The 20,286-nt window shown below is 47.9% G+C and carries 25 protein-coding genes; 17 read left to right on the top strand and 8 right to left on the bottom strand.

Annotated elements, in window-relative coordinates:
• The first annotated feature begins 237 nt into the window (after window positions 1-237).
• Window positions 238-798 (top strand): phosphatase PAP2 family protein, encoded by a 561-nt coding sequence (locus IKQ95_03945; protein ID MBR4195846.1) that lies wholly within the window; start codon window positions 238-240, stop codon window positions 796-798.
• 134 nt (window positions 799-932) lie between these two features.
• Window positions 933-1,274: a PepSY domain-containing protein gene (locus IKQ95_03940; GenBank protein MBR4195845.1), complete on the top strand. Its 342-nt coding sequence runs from the start codon at window positions 933-935 to the stop codon at window positions 1,272-1,274.
• 101 nt (window positions 1,275-1,375) lie between these two features.
• On the opposite strand, the gene IKQ95_03935 is transcribed toward IKQ95_03940, so the two are convergent.
• The 8 genes from IKQ95_03935 to IKQ95_03900 all read right to left on the bottom strand — a co-directional run bounded on the left by IKQ95_03935 (window position 1,376) and on the right by IKQ95_03900 (window position 9,786).
• On the bottom strand, window positions 1,376-2,068 hold the full coding sequence (locus tag IKQ95_03935; protein ID MBR4195844.1) for a response regulator: 693 nt from the start codon (window positions 2,066-2,068) through the stop codon (window positions 1,376-1,378).
• A gap of 13 nt (window positions 2,069-2,081) precedes the next feature.
• On the bottom strand, window positions 2,082-5,153 hold the full coding sequence (locus tag IKQ95_03930) for a response regulator (protein ID MBR4195843.1): 3,072 nt from the start codon (window positions 5,151-5,153) through the stop codon (window positions 2,082-2,084).
• A gap of 121 nt (window positions 5,154-5,274) precedes the next feature.
• Window positions 5,275-6,210 carry a hypothetical protein gene (locus IKQ95_03925; protein MBR4195842.1) on the bottom strand — a complete coding sequence of 312 codons (936 nt, stop codon included), beginning with the start codon at window positions 6,208-6,210 and terminating at the stop codon, window positions 5,275-5,277.
• A 179-nt stretch (window positions 6,211-6,389) separates the two neighbouring features.
• Complete coding sequence (locus IKQ95_03920) at window positions 6,390-6,584, bottom strand: hypothetical protein (GenBank protein MBR4195841.1); 195 nt, start codon at window positions 6,582-6,584, stop codon at window positions 6,390-6,392.
• Between the two features lie 197 nt (window positions 6,585-6,781).
• Complete coding sequence (locus tag IKQ95_03915) at window positions 6,782-7,432, bottom strand: YitT family protein (protein MBR4195840.1); 651 nt, start codon at window positions 7,430-7,432, stop codon at window positions 6,782-6,784.
• 5 nt (window positions 7,433-7,437) lie between these two features.
• The gene (locus IKQ95_03910) at window positions 7,438-7,983 is read right to left on the bottom strand and encodes an aldo/keto reductase (GenBank protein ID MBR4195839.1); all 546 of its coding nucleotides are present in this window, start codon (window positions 7,981-7,983) and stop codon (window positions 7,438-7,440) included.
• Window positions 7,984-8,119: 136 nt separating this feature from the next.
• Entirely contained in the window at window positions 8,120-9,547 is a 1,428-nt protein-coding gene (locus tag IKQ95_03905) for an FAD-dependent oxidoreductase (GenBank protein ID MBR4195838.1), read from the bottom strand.
• Window positions 9,544-9,786, bottom strand: coding sequence for an FMN-binding protein (locus IKQ95_03900; GenBank protein MBR4195837.1), 243 nt, complete (start codon window positions 9,784-9,786; stop codon window positions 9,544-9,546). The genes IKQ95_03905 and IKQ95_03900 overlap by 4 nt, the downstream gene beginning before the upstream one ends.
• A gap of 151 nt (window positions 9,787-9,937) precedes the next feature.
• Here IKQ95_03900 and IKQ95_03895 point away from each other — a divergent pair, with 151 nt between their 5' ends.
• The 15 genes from IKQ95_03895 to IKQ95_03825 all read left to right on the top strand — a co-directional run bounded on the left by IKQ95_03895 (window position 9,938) and on the right by IKQ95_03825 (window position 20,264).
• Window positions 9,938-10,576 (top strand): TetR/AcrR family transcriptional regulator, encoded by a 639-nt coding sequence (locus IKQ95_03895; protein ID MBR4195836.1) that lies wholly within the window; start codon window positions 9,938-9,940, stop codon window positions 10,574-10,576.
• A 12-nt stretch (window positions 10,577-10,588) separates the two neighbouring features.
• Window positions 10,589-11,623 carry an aldo/keto reductase gene (locus IKQ95_03890; GenBank protein ID MBR4195835.1) on the top strand — a complete coding sequence of 345 codons (1,035 nt, stop codon included), beginning with the start codon at window positions 10,589-10,591 and terminating at the stop codon, window positions 11,621-11,623.
• Between the two features lie 319 nt (window positions 11,624-11,942).
• Entirely contained in the window at window positions 11,943-12,272 is a 330-nt protein-coding gene (locus IKQ95_03885; GenBank protein MBR4195834.1) for a hypothetical protein, read from the top strand.
• Between the two features lie 52 nt (window positions 12,273-12,324).
• Window positions 12,325-12,831 (top strand): substrate-binding domain-containing protein, encoded by a 507-nt coding sequence (locus IKQ95_03880; GenBank protein MBR4195833.1) that lies wholly within the window; start codon window positions 12,325-12,327, stop codon window positions 12,829-12,831.
• A gap of 66 nt (window positions 12,832-12,897) precedes the next feature.
• Window positions 12,898-13,482, top strand: a complete 585-nt coding sequence (locus IKQ95_03875; GenBank protein ID MBR4195832.1) for a DUF2291 family protein — start codon at window positions 12,898-12,900, stop codon at window positions 13,480-13,482.
• Window positions 13,483-13,495: 13 nt separating this feature from the next.
• A complete protein-coding gene (locus tag IKQ95_03870) occupies window positions 13,496-14,800 on the top strand; it encodes a sugar ABC transporter ATP-binding protein (protein ID MBR4195831.1) in 1,305 nt (434 codons plus the stop codon).
• Between the two features lie 27 nt (window positions 14,801-14,827).
• The gene (locus tag IKQ95_03865) at window positions 14,828-15,040 is read left to right on the top strand and encodes a hypothetical protein (protein ID MBR4195830.1); all 213 of its coding nucleotides are present in this window, start codon (window positions 14,828-14,830) and stop codon (window positions 15,038-15,040) included.
• A 25-nt stretch (window positions 15,041-15,065) separates the two neighbouring features.
• Complete coding sequence (locus IKQ95_03860) at window positions 15,066-15,386, top strand: ABC transporter permease (protein MBR4195829.1); 321 nt, start codon at window positions 15,066-15,068, stop codon at window positions 15,384-15,386.
• Between the two features lie 8 nt (window positions 15,387-15,394).
• Entirely contained in the window at window positions 15,395-15,529 is a 135-nt protein-coding gene (locus IKQ95_03855; GenBank protein MBR4195828.1) for a hypothetical protein, read from the top strand.
• A 36-nt stretch (window positions 15,530-15,565) separates the two neighbouring features.
• Window positions 15,566-16,093 (top strand): ABC transporter permease, encoded by a 528-nt coding sequence (locus tag IKQ95_03850; GenBank protein MBR4195827.1) that lies wholly within the window; start codon window positions 15,566-15,568, stop codon window positions 16,091-16,093.
• A gap of 21 nt (window positions 16,094-16,114) precedes the next feature.
• Window positions 16,115-16,609 carry a hypothetical protein gene (locus IKQ95_03845; GenBank protein MBR4195826.1) on the top strand — a complete coding sequence of 165 codons (495 nt, stop codon included), beginning with the start codon at window positions 16,115-16,117 and terminating at the stop codon, window positions 16,607-16,609.
• A gap of 30 nt (window positions 16,610-16,639) precedes the next feature.
• The gene (locus IKQ95_03840; protein ID MBR4195825.1) at window positions 16,640-17,437 is read left to right on the top strand and encodes a hypothetical protein; all 798 of its coding nucleotides are present in this window, start codon (window positions 16,640-16,642) and stop codon (window positions 17,435-17,437) included.
• Entirely contained in the window at window positions 17,424-18,272 is an 849-nt protein-coding gene (locus IKQ95_03835) for a transketolase (protein ID MBR4195824.1), read from the top strand. Before IKQ95_03840 ends, IKQ95_03835 begins: the two co-directional genes overlap by 14 nt.
• Complete coding sequence (locus IKQ95_03830) at window positions 18,265-19,200, top strand: hypothetical protein (protein MBR4195823.1); 936 nt, start codon at window positions 18,265-18,267, stop codon at window positions 19,198-19,200. Before IKQ95_03835 ends, IKQ95_03830 begins: the two co-directional genes overlap by 8 nt.
• The gene (locus IKQ95_03825) at window positions 19,200-20,264 is read left to right on the top strand and encodes a glycerol kinase (protein ID MBR4195822.1); all 1,065 of its coding nucleotides are present in this window, start codon (window positions 19,200-19,202) and stop codon (window positions 20,262-20,264) included. Before IKQ95_03830 ends, IKQ95_03825 begins: the two co-directional genes overlap by 1 nt.
• The last annotated feature ends 22 nt before the right edge of the window (window positions 20,265-20,286 follow it).

Genomic DNA, 20,286 nt, shown 5'->3' with positions numbered 1-20,286 from the left:
GGTATGGGTATCGGATGATTTCGCGGAAGGGGTCTTGCTGATAGTTCCCTTCATTGTGTACTAGTGTATGAGCAAGCGCGGAGGAATGTTCCTTCTTTTGTCAACGAGCATCAGCCAGTTTCTTGCGAACGTAATCAAGATGACATTCTGCGTTTACCGACCGTTTATCTGTGATACGCGAGGCTCATACCCTACGGGCACAGGCCATCAGGGTATTCATTTCCGAGCGGGCATACTATGACGGCGGCTCCGATATTGGGAGGTCTTGCGGCGTTGTCGCGTGAAAAATATATGTACCCTTCCCGCCTAAATTTATTTCTCACGCGGCTGTTATGTCCTGTGATGATTTTCGCGGTGATGTTCTCGCGTAATTATCTGGGAGCGCATACTCCGCAGGATGTCATTGCCGGGCTGATTCTGAGCGTGATTATTCTTTACGCGGTGAATGTGATGATGTCTCACCCTGAGCATGAGAATATGTTTGCGCTTCTCGGAATCTTTGCGGTAATCACGTGCGTTGCGTATGTGAGTCTGAAGTCATACCCTAAAGATTACGGGCTTGACGGAAAACTATTAGCGAATGCGTCAAAGAAGATTAAGAACATATATTTTTACGGCGGGAGTCTTGCGGGAGTGATTGCAGGGCGGCTCATCGAGAGAAAATATATCAGGTTCACTCCGGCGGGGCTGGGTGTGAAGGGGGTAATTCTTGCGGCTGTCGGTTACGGAATGTACACGTTCATACATTCGATGGAAAAATACAGCGCGAAATTCCTTGCACCTTTCATTATAGAATAGGGCGGATATTTTGTTCATGATTTCCTGATGATGATATTTGTTGCGGCGTTATTGCCGTTCGTCATCAAAAAAGTTTGCGGTAAATGACCTGTGAGAAATCGCGGGCATTAATATAAAATCGGAGGCGTATAAACATGAAGAAGTTTCTGTGCGCATTAATGCTGATGGTTCTTGCGGTGTCGGGGGCAGCTTTTGCTCAGAGCTATGAGGAGGAAACATACGTACGCGAGGAAGCCGCAAAAAGGAACATGAAGCTGATCACGCTGAAGGAAGTTCAGAGAATAGCAACAGAGCGCATCGGCAAACCCGGAGTAACCTTCAAGGAAATCGAGCTTGAAGACGAAGACGACTACTACACTACAAGGCAGGACTTCAAGCCGGTATGGACAATGGAAGCAATCGCAGGCGGGCAGAAGTACAAGATTGACATTGACGCTGTTACGGGCGAGGTGCTGAAATTCAAGCTGGACGACTGAGAATCACAGAGCCTCCCAAATTCGCGGGGGGCTTTTTCTTTGCGCTTTAACAAAATCCGCAGGCAAAAAATCCCCCGGCCATGCTTCCGGGGGGACTTTCATTATTTTCCGTCAAAGAAATTATGTATCATGCTCCTGATTTCGCGGAGGGGAAGAGTCTTCAGCATATGCCCCTGCGTGTTCATAGCCTCAATTTTTGCGATGCTGTCAGCGTCATTCTTGGCCGTCAGGAACATCACCGGAATATTCGCCGTCTCAGGATTCCCCCTCAGTGCCTCCAATACCTGCGGGCCGTTCATTTCGGGCATTTCGTAGTCAAGCAATATCAGATCAGGTTTTGCCCGCGCAAGAATCTTCAGGGCGTTGGCTCCCGAATTTGCCGGCAATACCTTGTAGCCTGCGCTGAGTCCCTCTCTCAGTGTCCGAATCATTACAGCGTCATCATCCACAAGCAATAATGTACGCTGAACATCTCCCGCGTTCCCTGAGAGCGATAATAATTTGGCTTTGACCTCCGCGGCGTTGAAGGGCTTTGCGATTCCCTCTGCGCCTGTAATGCCGGAGTCGTCAATTTCGGCCTGAGTCCCAAGAATGAAGACTTTTGCCGCCGTAAGATTCCGCACCCTGTCAGAAGTCTCAAGCCCCGCAAGATTCACAAGCACAATTCCCGGCACCTGCTTCACATCGTCAGACGAACGAACCTGCATAACCTCGAACGTATCGCCGAGAGTCTTCACCAGCATGTCAGCTCCCATTGACGGCCTGTCGCTTACGTACAATATTTTTCCCTTCATGACAATCTCCTCTCTATATATCCTTTAATGCTTCCTCTAATCCGCTCCAGTCAGCAGAATCCGCACATGTCGCAATTCTGTTGAACCGTTCTGACTCATCGCCGGGTATCTTGTACTTCCTCAGCATGTCCATTATCCCGTCAATCGAGTCGCTGTCGAACATGGCGGTGAACTCCCTTATAGCCTCGTAAGCCTCGTGAAGCCTGTCCGGGGAAATCTCTTCTTTGTCGTCATCCTCTGCGTAAAGCGGTGCTAATTTCTTCTGGCACGCCCGGTAATTCGCGAGCAAGTCCGGCGTGAAGTCAGCAATGCTTGAAGTGTCATTATTGTTCCCGCATTCCTCAAGATAGGCGGCCTGCTTTGACAGCTCCATAGCTCCGATGAGACGCGCCGAGCTTTTCAGGGCATGTACTTTTATCGTGTAATTGTGGATGTCGTTATTTTTCCAGAATGACTCAATGTCGCGCAGGTTGTTGTTGATTGAGTTCCAGAACTGCTGAAGGGTTTTCGTGAGTATCGCCTCTGTAGCGCAGTTCCTGATTGCCTCCGTGTAGCTGAGTCCATCGGTGTGGGCGTAAAAATCCTCAAGTGCTGTGCGTTCGTGCTGTTCGTCCTGCAATGACTCTGAGGCTTCCTGCAATACGATTTTTTCCGGCGGGAGATACTTTATCAGGGCGGCTTCAAGACTCGGCCCTTCCACAGGTTTCGACAGGTAATCGGTGAATCCCTCCGCAAGATATTTGTTCCTCGCACCGCTCACAGCGTCAGCGGTAAGGCAGATTATCGGCGTATCCTGATTCATTCCGCCGTCTTGGGCGCGTATGGCCTTCATTGTCTGAGTGCCGTCCATCAATGGCATACGCTGATCCATCAATATCAGGTCATACTTTTTCCCGCGTGTGAGGGATAATGCCTCATGGCCTCCTGAAGCGGTGTCAAGCTGTATTTCCGTCTTGCTGAGTAAGCCTTCTATGACGGTCAAATTCATGTCAGTGTCATCAACAACGAGTAAATGAGCCTCTGACGCTTTGAAAGACTCCTGATATGCCCTCATTGTGTGAACATAGCGGTTAAATTTATCGTGGAAGTTCCCGATAGGCTCATCGGAGATTATGCGCTGAGGCAGATATATTATGAACGTTGAGCCTTTGCCGTATTCGCTTTCGACTTCTATGCGCCCGTTCATGAGCTGAAGCAGGTTGTGAGTGATAGACAGCCCAAGCCCGGTGCCTTCAACCGTATTATTCTGCACAAGGTCAATGCGCTCGAATTTCTTGAAGAGCTTGGGCAGATCCTCTTCCTTTATGCCGATTCCCGTATCTGTTATCCTGAACACAAGATTGATTGTCTCTGAGCCGTCCTCGCTGTAAGTCTTCCCGCCTGAAACGCTGAGTCCGACGCTCCCCTCATGGGTATATTTCACGGCGTTGTTGAGTACGTTTGTTACTACCTGGCGGACTCTCACCTCATCGCCGTAAAGGACATCGGGCAGTTCCTCATCAACATTCACGGAGAAGGCTAAATCTTTCTGTCTTGCTTTGAACACAATCATGTTTGTTACGTCATTAAGGACTGAGCTTAGTTTGTACTCGCCCTCGGCAATCTCCATTTTTCCGGCTTCAATCTTGGAGAAGTCTAATATGTCGTTGATGATTGAGAGAAGATTTTTCCCGGCACTTTCTACGTTTCGGGCGTAAGTTGTGATTCTGTCGCTTGTGCTTTCGCGTATGATCATCTCATTCATGCCTAACACGGCGTTAATCGGTGTGCGAATTTCGTGGGACATGTTCGCTAGGAACTCACTTTTTGCGGAATTTGCCCGGCGTGCCTGCTGCATTGCGGCGTTTGCGAGGTCTAGGGCTTCCTCTAACTGTTCGGAGCGTTCCTGCTGCTCTTTGTGCAAACGTGTCGTATCAGAAACGAGGATGATATAAAATCCCGGGTTTACGGCGTAAAAATTGAACTGCTTGTAGAAAATTCTCCCGTCAATATCGCACACTATATTTACTTCATACAATGAATTTTTCTGAGTGCCGAACGCTATCGAGTCCGGGGCTAATGCGCGTGTCATCTCGTTAATTTGCTCGTCAGTCCCATGCAGTATGGGCAGTATCTCATCATGAATATATGCGTTGAAAGTCTCATGCTCAGATTTAGGGAGAATGCTGCCTTCTTTCTGTCCGTCGCTGACAGTGATGTGATAGCGTCCGACAGCCATATACGCTATCATCTCAAACTGCCTGGCTAAAATTTTGTCGACAATAGTCTGATACACTTTCGAGTTGTTGCACTCGCGCTCAGTAATGAAGGCGGCTACATGGCCGTTAAGGGGGTTGCGTGTCATGACGGCGGAGAACTCAATGTAACATATTCCGCCGTTCTCGCGCCGGGACAATAAGACCTGCCGTATTCCTATTTTGCCTTTGACGTAAGAATCGAGGAGGGAGTTCGGGCTGAAGGTGTCCATGAGCTTTTTGCGCTCCATGAAATTAATGTAGTGCTTTGAGCGGGCTTTGAGCATTCCTGAGAATGACTGCTGCTCTTGGTCTGTGCTGAACAAGTCCCTGCCCCGGACTTCCTCAAGAGTGTCAAGCGTAATGTCAGCCCGGAACATTCCCAGCGTGAATTTGTCCTGATGGTAGAAATTCTGCCCGATTGAATCGTAGCTAGTGCGTATTTTCTCCTCGTAATTCTTGAACAGCGTTATGTCCGAAAAGGTGATGTAAACATAATCTTCCCCGCCGACCGTGAGAAAAGCATAGTGTGCGCTGCACCAAATAATATTGTTCTTTGCGGTGATTTTGCGTATCTGAATGCGCTGTGATTTGTCGGGGGCTTCGTGATTCTTCAGCATGTAATCAACAAGCGGCCTGTCTTCCGGGTAAATTATCGGGCTGAAGTCTCCTGACTCGTTGAAGCGGTCAGCACCTGCGGGGTCATCCTCCATCATGGCGATATATTCGGGGGAAATATAGACGGCTTCCGATTTGCCGCCCTTGCCGCAGCGGATAAGGATTGCGCTGTTGCCTAACTGTTTTATTGTGTCGATAAAATTTCTCTGTTCATGATTCTGTGGACGGCACATAAATTTTATCCTGGCTCCTTGTGATAATTTTGCGAGATATTAATCAATTATATTACGGCGCATAAAAAAACGGACACCCATAAAGTTTTGGGCATCCGTGAATTTTGCGGACGTGTGTATGTTATGAGAGCCTGCCCCGCGACAACGCCCGGAAGATTTTTGACCGCAGCAAATCAATCAGGGTGCAAGAAATATACACGATGATTATTGCCGCCAGCGAGTAAGGGATAAGATAAGGGCTGTCAGTGAATGAAGGCATCCTGAAAATATCCTGCCACAAGAAATTTTCGCGGACAAATTCATTCTCATGAATCAGGTACACTCCAAGAGTAGCCGATGCCGCGATATTGATTGCCCTGCTGTTTATCCTGACACGCTTGAAGCCTATGAACAGGAAAAGCGCGGAAAGAACAGGAAGCGGCCTCATCATATCAAATAAGTATTCGACAAAAAGAGGATGCCCCGCGGCAAAATTCCTGAGAGGCTCTATTCTCATCGCCGCAAACTCAAGAACAGCCATGAGAAAGAAATTACCGAGCGCGGACAATGCCCCGTACATGATATATTTCCTGTCTCCAAAGCTGTCAGCCCATAACCTGATATAGCCTCCGAGTGAATACAGGCATATGAAGCTGATCAAAGGATTTCCCTGAAAATCTGAGTTCGTCAGCATTGGTATTATGCTCCAGAAAATGAAGACCGAGACAAGGTATTTTCTGTAATCCTCACGGCTGAATGAGTGAAGCATGGCGTTCACATACGGGTGAATGAGGGACAACACAAAGTATGTCGCAATGAACCAGTTTGCCGGCCTAGTAACGGGACACATGACTCTCAGGGCAGTTTTCATGTCAAACTCCGCCATCCCTGCCCAGACAAACAGGAAGTAAATTGACACCGCGTAGAAGAATGCCCGCACCCATAAGCCGAACGCCTTCAGCCATTTCACGCCGGAGGATTTTATGAGGAAATAGCCCGATATGATGACGAATATGTTATCGCCTATATTGGCTGTGGACAGCAGGAACTGAACCCATAGCTTATTGACGGAAAGCACATCAGCGGGGAAATCAAAATTTCCGTGCCTGTAAATGTGATGGCCTATGTCATCATCATAGCGGCAATTCTCAGTAGCTCAAGCGATGAATTTCTTGTTGCAGGATGATTCTGCTTGGTTGGACATAATACGGAGGACATTTTCACTTTTCAGCTCCCTGCGAAAAATTTAGCTAAAAATTATAGCATTATTCCTTTACTCACTTCCGCCAATGACGCAAAGCCCCGTACATCTGTCATCAATTTCCGCAGGTCAGAGCGAATTTTACGGCATGTATTTTTGAGCGCGGATGACTCTTTCTCATGACTCGTTTTTCCTGTTCTGCCCTCGCAAAAAATCAGGCGGCATTTCCGTTTTTCCTTCCCTATAATCATAGCAACAAAATTCCGCAGCCTGCCTCCCTTCAGGACAGCACAAAAAGTGAAAGGGGCATTATATAATCAGCACTGTTGAAAATTAATATGTATCAATTAACAGATAACCGACAGTAAAAATTTTTGACAGGGAAGAAATAAAAGCCTCAAGCAACCGTGAAGGCTATAGCATCCCGCTTAATGCTAACTAATGCAATCTAAATCAAATGAAGTCCTGAGTTGATGATTTTCTGTGAATATGGCATGAAAAAGTCAGCAACGAATCCGACTAAGAAAGCGCAAATTATTGTGCCTATTCCAAGTTTACCGCCCATAATAAAGCCAGCCAGAACAAATATACTGTCTGTGATTACTCTTGTAAGCCCAAATTTGAAATGCCCCTTTTCGCTTATCACAACGGCTACTAAATCATTAGGCCCTGTGCCGGCTTCTGAGCGTATTACGATAGTCATCCCAAAAGCAAGAATGACACAGCCGAGAATCAAAACCGGGATTTTTATCGCCAATCCTGTGCTTTCTATCTCAAGCTCATTCAGCACCCACATGAAGAAATCTATTATCGGGCCTCCGCAGAACATACATATGATTGTACCTGCCTTGATGTAGCTTCTGTCTGCGACTAACAAGACAAGTATTATCATGAAAGAAATACACATATGAATGATACCGTGTGAGAGATTGAAGCCACGCATTAAGTGATTAAGTCCCTGAACAAAAACATTAAACGGATCTGCAGCGAGATTTGCTAGGAGATTTGCTAGAAGGAATAATGTAACGCCGAGATGAGCAACCGTAAGCCCACAGAAAAGGAACGCCAGCCGTAAAAATATTTCCTGTTTTGTCTTCATTGCCGTTATGCCTCCAAGTATGCGGCATCTTCCGCGCTGAGGGGACTATTTGCCGCATGAATATTCATCTGTAGCCGTTCTGCTGAAGTCGTGCTGACCACCGCAAAAATATTCATCTCATTGCTGAAAACGTAGCGCATTGCGATTTCCGGGACTGAAACCCCGTACTTATCCGCTAATTCTTCAGCAGACGTATTCGGGTCATCGCGGTGAAGGAGATAAATATCAATGCAATTTGTACGCAGTGCTTCTAAACTTTGATTAAGCTGTTCCATAATTACGCGGCGGTTCACTAAAACTTTTCCTGCTTTTACATCACCGCATTTGCTGAGAATTATTGCCTTCTCGCGGCATTTGCGGGACTCAATCCATTTCCCTAATACTTTTTCCGCTTTGCCATAACTGCGGGCGCAGTCAAATGCATTGACTCCAGAAGCAAAAACGGTGTCCATAAGGTCATAAGCTGTTTTCTCATCATCTGACACAGGCGGATTGGCTGTTCCGAAAAATATACGTGAAGCTGTTTTCATCGGTATTGGAAGCTGTCCCATTTTTGTCATCTCCGAATTTATACTGCCGCTGTTTTTCTGAAGGTTTTTATTATAGCAGTTACAAAGCGGTTTATTTCTCAGCGGAACAAAAGAATCCCCCTGCCGTTACGACACGGGGGTTTATCGTGCAAATATTCTAGTTCTTCATGTCAGCGACTGCCGAATCTGCTGCAATCTTTCCTGTAACCATTCCCTGAAGCAGCCCGCTTGTGTATGCTCTTCCTTCCTGAGCCTCAAGAGAACCGAGAATTTCACCGGCAGCATAAAGACCTTTTATCGGCGTTCCGTCCCTGCGAATTACGCGGAAATTCTCATCTGACTTCACTCCGCCGAAAGAAACATAAATTGCCGGCCATGCTCCTATAGCGTAGAAATGTTCCCCGGTGAGTCCGCGCAAATTTATGGAGCGTCCGAAATCCTCATCTTTTCCGGCTTTGCTCATGGCGTTATAGTGTTCGACAGTAGCAGGGAGATTCGGAGCTGAGATTTTGTTTGCTAATTCATTGACTGAGTTCGCTTCTGTTACTATGCCCATCTCGAAATAATGCTCTATGGGTTTGTGCATTGCCCTTGCGGTGTCGTCAAAGACAAACCAGCCCTTTCCGCCCTTTTGTGATCTCAAAGCGCGTGCGGGAATTGTGAACGGCAAAGACTCATTCACGAAGCTATCTCCGCTCAGGTTTACCATGATGGAAGATGCGAAAGTCGACAGCGTCGGCAGGTCGTAAAGGCGTTTTGTGTCAACGCAGAAAAATTGATAGCCTGCATCAGTTGCCCATAGATACCCGCCGGCAGACTCTGCGAAAGTTATCCCGTCTCCTGTAGCCCCTGAATTGTCGCGCGGAATTACTCCCGAATATTCCGGCGTGAGTTTCGCTACAAGCCGCATATTGTTCGAGTAGCCGCCAGTCGCAAGAATTACGGCCTTTGCGTTCACGGTTACTTCTGTATTTTTCCCCTCTGCTTTTACGCCTGTTACTGTTCCGGCATCGTCAAAAATGAGTCCTGTAACTTTCGTGTCAAGAATAGCTTTTCCGCCTGCTTTGGCAAAATCTCTCTTCCACAGTTCTATTATTGTGTTGCCGCCCTGATACATGGCAGGGGCTGCGATATGAATACGCGGGCGCATTGTGCTGTAGTCGACAAATTCCAATCCTCTGCCGCGTAGTTCCTCTATCATTTTGGCTCCGTTTCGGTGCATTATCAGGCTGAACACGGGATTGTCGGTTATGTATTTGCTTGAAGGATTCGCGAGATCCTTAACGTTATTTTCGGGCGAGTCATTGATTCCGTTTTCACGCTGAAGACTCGTCCCGGCAACATTCATGACTCCTGCCGCAAGAAGTGCCGAGCCACCAAGCTGACTCTGTTTCTCGATGATGAGGACTTTTTTCCCGCTCTCAGCCGCATGAGTTCCGGCAGACAACCCGGCGATACCGCCTCCGACAATCGCAATATCAACATCATAAACTGCCTTTTGCTTTTCGTGCTGCGACGGAGGAGTCATGTATTTGTTCGCGTCAAGCCCTGCTGCTGTTATGGCATTTCGTACAGCGTTAATCACTGCGCGTCTGTGATTCTTCCCGGCATTTCCTTTATGGCTCGTTCTGAGACTCCAGCCGTTTCGATGTGTGATGTAACTTCAGCCTGAATGATTTTCCCATCACCGTCGATTTTCACCGAAACGCTTAAAGGCCCGTTATGACCTTCCGCAGTGCCTTTGAATGTCTCATCCGCGCAAGATATTCCGAACGTCAGCGAAACCGTAAAGATGACCGCAAACATGAATATGATTTTCTTCAAGATTGCAAACCTCCTGATGATTATTTTGACACAGTGTCAGTATAAATTATATCCGCTGATAAAATGTTGTCAACGAAAGCATTTTACATTTGACAGCAAACTTTTTTTGTATAAAATGCGAATTAACGTTAACGCGATGTCAGGAAAGAAGGTGCTGAAAATTTCAAGGGGTTCTGCTGAACTGGCCAGAGCCAGAAGAGACGAGATAGTGAACGCCTGCGCTTTGCTTTATGAAAGAATGAGCTTCAGGGAGATAACAATGAAGGACATCGGGGAGCTTACTTCATTAAAGAGGCCGGCTATCTATAACTATTTCCATACGAAAGAAGAGATATTCCTTGCCCTTCTTCAGAGAGAGTATGAGCAATGGGCAGAAGAGCTTACTATGATTACCGACAGCCGCGAATCCATGACAGCCGATGAGATAGCGCGAGAGCTTGCCCGTTCATTAGAGAAGCGCGGAAGAATGCTGAAACTTTTCTCAATGAATCATTTTGACATGGAAGCTAATAGCAGGCTTGAGAAGCTCACGGAGTTCAAAGCCGCTTACGGGAAATCAGTAAAGGCGGTTGAAAGGTGCATTGCGAAATTCTGCCCTGATATTTCGGAGCAGGAGCGGCAAAATTTTATCTATGCTTTTTTCCCGTTCATATATGGAATTTACCCCTATACGGTAGTTTCAGAGAAGCAACGCAAAGCCATGAAGGACGCGGGGATAGATTTTACGTATCTTTCTATTTACGACATAGCATATACATGCGCCAAAAAACTTTTGGGAGTTAAAGACTAAGGAGGAAGACAAATGCAATATACTAGGCTCGGAAATTCGGATTTGAAGGTGTCAAGAATCTGTATGGGCTGCATGGGTTTCGGAGATGCTTCGAGAGGCCAGCATTCATGGACAGTTGACGAATCACAGACTCGTGGAATCATTCGGCGCGGATTAGAACTCGGCATAAATTTTTACGACACAGCAATAGCATATCAGAGCGGTACAAGTGAGCAGTATGTCGGGAAGGCTCTGCGTGATTTTGCGAGGCGTGATGACGTTGTAATAGCGACAAAGTTTCTGCCCCGAACACAGCAGGAAATAGAAGACGGTATCTCAGGCCAGCAGCATATAGCGAACATGCTTGACATGAGCTTTAAGAATCTCGGCGTTGATTATGTTGATTTGTACATTTATCACATGTGGGACTGGCAGACGGATATTTACGACATTCTTGACGGATTGAACAGAGCCGTAAAAGCCGGGAAGGTTCGTTACATAGGAATATCGAATTGTTACGCGTGGCAGATCGCGAAAGCTAACGCCCTTGCAGAAAGGGAAGGCTTCCCGAAATTCGTATCTGTTCAGGGACATTACAACCTAATTTTCCGTGAGGAAGAGCGCGAAATGGTGCCTTACTGCGCTGAAGAAAATATAGCTCTCACACCTTACAGCCCGTTAGCCAGCGGAAGACTCTCAAGAATGCCGCAGGAAGACTCAAAACGACTCCGGGAAGACAGTTACGCCCGCTTCAAATATGACGCGACAAAAGATCAGGACGCAGAAATTATTTCCAGAGTGTCGGAGCTTGCGGAAAAAAGAAATGTAACGATGACAGAAATCGCGCTTGCATGGCTTTTGACTAAGGCCGCTTCACCAGTTGTAGGTGCAACAAAAATAAGTCATGTTGAAGGTGCTGTGAAATCAGTTGAGTTTGTTTTGACGGAAAAAGAGACTGCATATCTTGAGGAGCTGTATGTTCCTCATGCCCTAGCCGGAGTAATGGCACAGAACAAACCTGAGAACGCGAAGGAAAAACATGTTTGGTCAATTGGCAATCAACGGTAATATGCGCCGTATCTATAATTATTCTTCTTGTCTCGCGGCTTACTCCCTTTTTGTTGTTCAGTGCTATTGAAACCGCTGACTCTGAAATCCCTAACTCTTTGGCAATCATTTTCGCTGTTACTGTCATTGTTTACATCACCGAAAAAATATTACCATAATGCTTAGTTTAGTAAATATTCCTAAAGAATAGCTTGATAATTTATTGAAATTTAGCTGTGTAATTTAGTAAAATTTGCGACATCCACAAAAAATAAATCAGGGGGGACTTTTCGATAATGAAGAGATTTATTACCGTATCAGTCGCTCTATTAATGGTTATGTGTCTTGCTCTCTCAGCGTCAGCCGCAGGGATCATTACATCATAACCCCGTCAGCGTCAAATCCGTTTTTCGGCACTGAGCAGAGAGTCGGAGCCGCAAAAGCTACAGCACTCGGCTATACTCCGAAATGTTTCTCTCACGATGATGACGGGCAGCACAGCTTCAGCTTTTCGAGGCGGCAATTTCTGACAAAGCAGTCGCAATCATCTGCGACAACGCCGGGGCAGACGCTTCAATCGAGGCAGTACGAAAAGCAGTCGAGGCAAAAATTCCCGTGTTCCTCATTGACCGCGAAATCAACGCTTCGGGACTCGCCATCGCTCAGATAGTCGCCGACAACGCCAGGGAGCCGCCGCAATCGCTGAGAAATGGGTCGAGGCTATGGACTACAAAGGGAAATACGCGGAGCTTCTCGGACTTGAGTCGGATACAAATTGCTGGGTGCGTTCGCAGAATTATCACTCAGTAATCGATGAATATCCCGATCTGAAGATGGTCGCTCAGCAGTCAGCAAACTGGAGTCAGACAGAAGGCTACTCAAAGACAGAGGCCATCCTCCAGGCGAACCCCGACATTACCGGCATTATCTGCGGGAATGACACGATGGCCTGCGGAGCTGCTCAGGCCTGCATTGACGCGGGAAGGAAAGACATCAAGATTATTGGCCTCGATGGCTCAGATGATGCCGCCGCCTACATCGCAAAAGGCCAGATGGTAGGCACAGCATTACAGCAGATTGCGAGAATAACAGAAATCGCCGTTGAGCAGGCTGACGCTTACATCAAGAACGGAACAAAGCCCGCCTCAGAAAAACAGCTTGTCCCCTGCATAGCAATCACAAAGGACAACGTTGCGAATCTCTCGCAGTTCGTCTACACAGAGAAGTAACTTCACTTTTCCCCCTTCAAACGCGGAGGGGGAGATTTTTTTTATCCCACGAAAGGAGAGATTATCTTGAAGGGAAAAATTTTAGCCGTAATTATCGCTGTGGCTATTGTCGCTTTTGTAGCAAATTCCGCGCTCGTCATCGAAAAAGGGACGGAAGGAAAATACACGGGCGTTGTTGCTTTTGACGCTAATGCAAGTTCGGGAAGCGACTGGGCGAAAATTTCCGCAGAAATCACAGGCAAGGCAGAAGACATTAACGCGGTAAACCTCAAAGAGTTAGGCGCAGGAAAGGCGATAAAGTTCCGGGGGACAGTCAGCGATTACTCGTCAAAGGCCGGGGGAAAGCGCAAAACTATGGCCGTAACTCCTGAAATTTATTCGGGCGGTATGCAGTTCGTGATTCAGCTCGGAAGCATTTATACCGGGACTGCTGTCCGCGATGTTCAGACCGTCAAAAGTTTCGGAGACTTCACGAATCAAACCGAATGGAGCCAGTACGCAAAGGCTCTGAATACTCAGGTAGACAATGAAGTAGTTTCGCCCCTCGCAATCAATGACAGCGTGAAGGGAAAAACTGTAACAGTTATCGGCGCGGCTGTGTCATCAGGGAATCAGGTCAATATTACCCCTGTTTCAATCGTTGTTGAATAGTGGAGGGGATTTTATGTTTGATGATCCCAATGTAGTTTTGCACTGCGAGAAAATCGACAAAATTTACCCCGGCACAAAGGCTCTCGACCAAGTTTCATTTGACCTTCTCAAAGCAAAAGTGAATGTGTTAATCGGCGAGAACGGAGCGAGAAAATCTACGCTCATGAAAATGATTGCCGGGATTGAGCAGCCCTCAGCGGGGAAAATGTACATGGACGGAGAAGAGGTTTACTTCCGGGACATTAACGATGCAAAGGCAAAAGGCATCGGAATAATTCACCAGGAATTAAGCCTCTTCCCGAATCTGACAGTGTATCAAAACATCTACATGAATCATGAGAAGACTAACGCAGGATTTCTTGACGACAGAAAACACATTGAGGGAGCGCGGAAAATTCTCCAGCGTCTTGAGCATGAAATACCGCCTGAGACTCTAGTCGGTGATTTGCGGGTCGGACAACAGCAGATGGTAGAGATTGCCCGGAATCTTGTTGACGATGATTTGCGCGTTCTCATTATGGACGAGCCTACATCATCACTTTCTGCCGCTGAAGTAAAAGTGCTGTTCAAGATTATGCGCGAGCTTCTCGAACAGGGTATATCAATCGTGTACATCTCACACAGGCTTGAAGAGATTATGGAGATCGGCGACCACGTTACTATTCTCAGAGACGGGAAATATGTTGCTGACGCTGACATAAAAGACATCTCGCTTGAATGGATAGTTGAGAACATGGTCGGGAAAAATACACAGTATCACAGATTCGAACGGAGCATTAATCTTGACGAGGCCGAAAAAGTTCTAGAGGTCAACAATTTGTATCTTCCCAAAACAGGCGGAGGATGGCTTCTTGATGATGTGAGTATGTATCTCAAGAAGGGCGAGGTTCTCGGAATCTACGGGCTATTAGGCGCAGGACGTAGTGAGCTGTTCGAGTGCCTGATGGGAATGCGTCCCGAACATTCAGGGGAAATCATCTACAAGGGGCAGAAAATGAAAGTAGGAACGATTGCCGACCAGCTTAACGCGGGGTTTGCGATTGTGCCGGAAGACAGACAGAGGCAGGGACTCGTTCAAAGTCTCGACATCTGCAAAAATGCTTCTCTTGCGTCTCTTGAGGAGTTCACGCGCTTCTGCTTCATGGATTACACAGCAGAGGGGAAAGCCGTTGACGAGGAAATCAGAGAGCTTCACATAAAGGTTGCGGATAAACATCTTCCGATTCTCTCGCTTTCAGGAGGCAATCAGCAGAAGGTTGTAATCGCAAAAGGACTCATGACAAAGCCGGAAGTGCTTCTGATGGACGAGCCTTCATGAGGAATTGACATCGGCGCAAAAACGGAAGTGTTCGAAATCATTCACGACTTCTCGGAGCGCGGACTCTCAATTATCGTAATATCGTCAGAGCTGAAAGAGATTATGGCGATTGCTGACAGAATTTATGTCCTCTCAAACGGCAAATGCACCGCTGAATTAACCGGCTCAGAGATAACAGAAGACAACTTAGTCCGGGCTTCATATGCTGGACTCGGAACAGGCAAACACGCGGCGGCGTAACAGAAATTTGATTAGGGGTGAAACAATGAAAAAAGATAACAGCCAGTTGATTATGACCTTGCTGAAAGGCCGTACGTTTATCGTCTTGATTCTTCTCGTGATTTTCTTCAGCTTTGCGTCATCATCGTTCCTTTCACTGAACACATTAACGATGGTCGCGAAACATGTAGCGCTTTACGGCATTCTTGCGCTCGGTATGACGTTCGTAATCATCACGGGCGGAATTGATTTGTCTGTCGGCTCAGTTGTCGGGCTTGTCGGAATGCTCGCGGGCGGATTGATTCAGGAAGGCTTGACGATCGGCGGAAAACGATTTATTTCACAGTCCCGGCTATCATTGTGCTGATGCTCTGCATGGGCTGCCTTATTGGACTCGTCAACGGATTAATCATCACAAAACTTAACATAGCGGCATTCATTACGACACTCGGAACAATGTACATCTGCCGTGGACTCGCTAACCTGCGTTCGGCGGGCGCGACATTCTAAAGCATAGGAGGCTTTGAGGGACTCGGCAATGTCGGCTTGAAGTCATTCGGTGCTAACTGGTTTGGGATTCCTGCGGGCGTTTATGTCTTTGCGATACTCTCAATCATAGCGGCGTTGTTGCTGAACAGGACTCCAACGGGCTGGCAATTCCTCGCTGTCGGAGGCAATGAGAAGTCAGCGAAACTTTCAGGGATTAAGGCTGACCGCGTGAAGATTCTTGCTTACGTGATTTCGGGATTCTGCGCGGCGTGGATAGGAATCATCAACACGGCTCAATTGTCGGCGGCTCATCCTGCTTCGGGCGACGGCTGGGAAATGAACGCAATCGCGGCTACAGTTCTCGGCGGCACGTCAATGTCGGGCGGCTCAGGTACGATTATCGGGACAATTGTCGGAGCTTTCGTTATCGGCGTAATCAATGACGGAATGACGATGTGCGGAGTCTCTGAGTTCTGGCAGAAAATCATACGCGGCGCAGTAATAATCCTCGCGGTAATAATCGACCAGACGCAGAGAAATTTACAGGCAAAAATGGCGTTACAGGCACGCAACGAGTCAAAGTAACAAGATAAAGGGGGAAAATCTATGAGCGCAAAAATCAAGATAGGATTCGCGCCTACAAGACGGGCAATCTTCAGCGCACCCGCGGCGGTTGAGTACAGGAAACTTACAGCAAATCGACTCCGTGAGCTGAACATTGATTTTGTTGACATTGACGACGTGAACGAGGAAGGATTGCTGTATGACGATGCCGGACTCGAAAAGATTACCGCGAAATTCAAGGCCGAAAATGTAGCCGGGCTTTTCATTCCTCACGCTAATTTCGGGACGGAGTACGAATGCGCAAGGCTCGCAAAAGCGTTAAACGTTCCTGTACTCTTATGGGGTTCTAGAGACGAACGCCCAAGCCCGGACGGTATGAGACTCCGCGACAGCCAGTGCGGACTCTTCGCAACGGGAAAAGTTTTGCGGCGGTTCAGAGTCCCATTCACCTACATGAACAACTGCAACCTTACTGACCCGGAATTTGAGCGCGGATTACGGGACTTCATAGCGGTCTGCAATGTCGTAAAAAGTTGAGTCTGTAAAGTTTTCAGGCACACAAGAATTTTGCAGATTGGCCCGCGTCCGTTCGATTTCTGGTCAACAATGTGCAATGAGGGCGAGCTTCTCGAAAAATTCAACATTCAGCTTTCACCGATCCCCCTTCCTGAACTTTACGCGGAAATGCGGAAATGGAAAGAGGAGAAAAACGAGGTCGCAAAAGTCATCGCCTACTGCAAGGAAAATATGTTCTGCAAGATTGAGGATAAATCGCTTGAGAAAGTCGCCGCGCTGAAAGTCGCCATGAAGAGTCTTGCGGAAAAATACGGGTGCAACGCCATCGCGATTCAGTGCTGGAACGCATTGCAGGACGAAATTAACATTATGCCCTGCGCCGCTAACAGCCTGCTTAACGAGGAAGGAATCCCCGTTGTGTGTGAGACTGACATTCACGGGACAATCTCGCAGTTAATCGCCGAGGCAGCCTCAATGAATGAACGCCGCGTAATGTTCTCTGACTGGACAGTGAGACACCCCGACAACGAGAACGGAGAATTATTGCAGCACTGCGGGCCATGGCCGATTTCAGTCGCAAAAGAGAAGCCGTCTATCTGCGTACCTGTCGCATTCCCTCAGAACGGCGCAGTATCGGCTGAAGCGAAACACGGACTAATGAGCCTTGTACGTTTTGACGGCGACGGCGGGGAGTACTCAATACTTCTCGGACATGCAAAGGGAATCGACGGGCCATTCACGCGCGGGACTTATGTGTGGATTGAGGTCAACAATCTGAAGCGGCTTGAGGCAAAAGTTGTTGAAGGGCCGTATATCCATCACGTAGCGGCTATACATGCGGAAAATTAAGAACGTCAAAGAGTTAAGCATTAAGGCTTTCGACATTCGCCGGGACGCTCTCGACATCATCATGGCCGGGGGCGGAGGTCATATCGGCGGAGACATGAGCGAACCCGAAATACTTCTCACGCTCTACGAGAGAATGAACGTTACGCCCGAAACACAAGACTCACCCGACCGCGACAGATTCGTACTCAGCAAGGGACACTGTGTAGAGACTCTTTACGCGGTGTTATCGTACGAGGGTTTCATGAATCTTGACGAGGTGAAAGCGAAATTCTCAAAATTCGGCTCTGAATACATCGGTCATCCTCATAACACTTTGCCGGGAATCGAAATGAACTCAGGCTCATTAGGTCATGGCCTCTCTGTGTCTGTCGGAATGGCTTTAGCGGGGAAAATGGACAAGAAAAATTACCGCGTCTATACCCTAATGGGAGACGGCGAGCTTGCAGAGGGTTCTGTGTGGGAAGGTGCTGCGGCCGGCGGTCATTACAGGCTGGATAATCTCTGCGCGTTCGTGGATCACAATCACCTTCAGATTTCGGGGAATGTTGACGAGGTTTTGTCGCCGGGAAATATCGCGTTAAGGTTCGAGGCTTCCGGGTGGAATGTGATTAACGTAATGAACGGCAACGACATTCAGCAGATAAGCGACGCTCTTGACGTTGCGGAGAGGACGAAAGGAAAACCCACCGTAATTATCGCTGAGACTCTCAAGGGCAAAGCGTCCCCGTTAATCGAGAACAAAGCGAACTGGCACCACAAATTGCCGACACAGGAAGAATACGAAAGAATCTGCGCTGATATTGCCGCGTACAAGGAGGCGTTAATCAATGGCTAACAAAATCGCAAACCGCGCTGTAATGTGCGAGGTACTCAAAGAGGCAGCCTCAAAAGATAGAGATGTCGTTGTGCTGTGCAGTGACTCGCGGGGATCTGCTTCCCTGTCGTCATTCGCTGACGCATTCCCGGAGCAGTTCGTGGAAGTCGGAATCGCAGAGCAGAATCTCGTGCGCATTGCGGCGGGTCTTGCCTCATGCGGTAAAAAGGCGTTCGCGGTCTCTCCTGCGTCATTCATTTCAACACGGAGCTATGAGCAGTGCAAAGTTGACTGTGCATATTCCGACACGAACGTGAAACTTATCGGGATTTCCGGCGGAGTGAGCTACGGCGCGTTAGGGATGACTCATCATTCAGCGCAGGACATCGCGGCCATGTCAGCAATACCGAACATGAGAGTCTATCTTCCGTCAGACAGATTCCAGACTCGCTGTGTCTTTGAAGCACTCCTGAAGGACAACAAGACAGCATATGTGAGAATCGGACGCAATCCCGTTGAAGATGTCTACTCAGAAGGAAACGTGCCATTCGCGATGGACAAGGCTACAGTTCTTGCTGAAGGCACAGACGTTCTCATTGTCGCCTGCGGTGAAGTCGTAAAAGCCTCAAAGGATGCTGCCGAATTGTTGCGGGCAAAAGGAATCTCAGCGGGAGTCCTCGATATGTATTGCGTTAAGCCTCTCGACACTGAGACACTGCTCAAACACGCCGCCGGGAAAAAGTTAGTACTTACGGTTGAAGAGCATTCACCGTTCGGGGGACTCGGAAGCATGGTAGCTCAGGTAATCAGCGCGAACGACCCGAAAAAGGTAATCAACCTGTCGCTTCATGATGAGCCTGTAATCACGGGAAAATCGCAGGAAGTTTTCGCCTACTACGGAATGAACGCAGATGGAATCGCGAAAAAAGTCTGCGAAATTTTAGGCTGATGGGAAAATATATTCTTAGTGTTGACCAGAACACGCAAGGCACAAAGGCTTTGCTGTTTGATGACAAAGGCGCACTCCTTTGCAGAACCGACAAACCGCACAGGCAGATCATCAACGACAAAGGCTGGGTTGAACACGACCTCAGCGAAATTTACGCGAACACTTTGCAGGTTGTGAAAGACCTCGTGTCAAAAGCCGGAATCGACAAGGGCGAAATTTCCGCGTTGGGAATAAGCAATCAGCGCGAGACTTCAGCATGTTGGAGCAGGAAGACGGGTGAGCCTCTGTACAACGCTATTGTGTGGCAGTGCGCAAGGGGAGCTGAAATCTGCGAGGGACTCGAAAAGCAGGGATATTCCGAGACTGTTTACAGGAAGACGGGAATCAAATTATCTCCCTATTTCCCGGCGGCTAAATTGACGTGGATATTCCAGAATGTCGCAGGAGTCTCTGAACGCTCAAAGGCCGGAGAAATCGCAGTAGGAACGATTGACTCGTGGCTCGTCTACAAACTCACGAACGGCGAACGGCATCAGACGGATTACTCTAGCGCCTCGCGGACTCAGCTCTTCAACATCAACACGCTTGAATGGGATGATGACCTTCTGAAAATTTTCGGCCTCGATAAAAATTGCATGGCTGAAGTTACAGACTCTGACGGCGATTCTGGCATGACAGATTTTGACGGCTGGCTTGACAGGAAGATTCCTATCTGCGGAGTCTTGGGTGACTCTCACGGCGCGTTATTCGGGCAGGGCTGTCTTGACGCGGGAATGATTAAGGCGACTTACGGCACAGGCTCTTCTGTCATGATGAACACGGGAGAAAAGCCGGTCTTCAGCGACGCGGGAATTGTAACGAGTCTCGCGTGGAAGATCGGCGGAAAAGTGAATTACGTCCTAGAAGGCAACATAAATTATACGGGAGCCGTAATCACTTGGCTGAAAGACGGCCTGAAACTTATAGCGAGTCCCGGAGAAACTGAATCGCTTGCACGGTCAGCGAACAAGAACGACAAAACATATTTAGTCCCGGCGTTTTCGGGATTAGGCGCGCCGTATTGAGACTCTCACGCTTCAGCCTGCA

It is taken from the genome of Synergistaceae bacterium (assembly GCA_017540085.1).
Lineage (GTDB): Bacteria > Synergistota > Synergistia > Synergistales > Aminobacteriaceae > JAFUXM01.
Note: the sequence above shows the minus strand (reverse complement) of the source record. Positions and strands in the feature narration are given on the sequence as shown.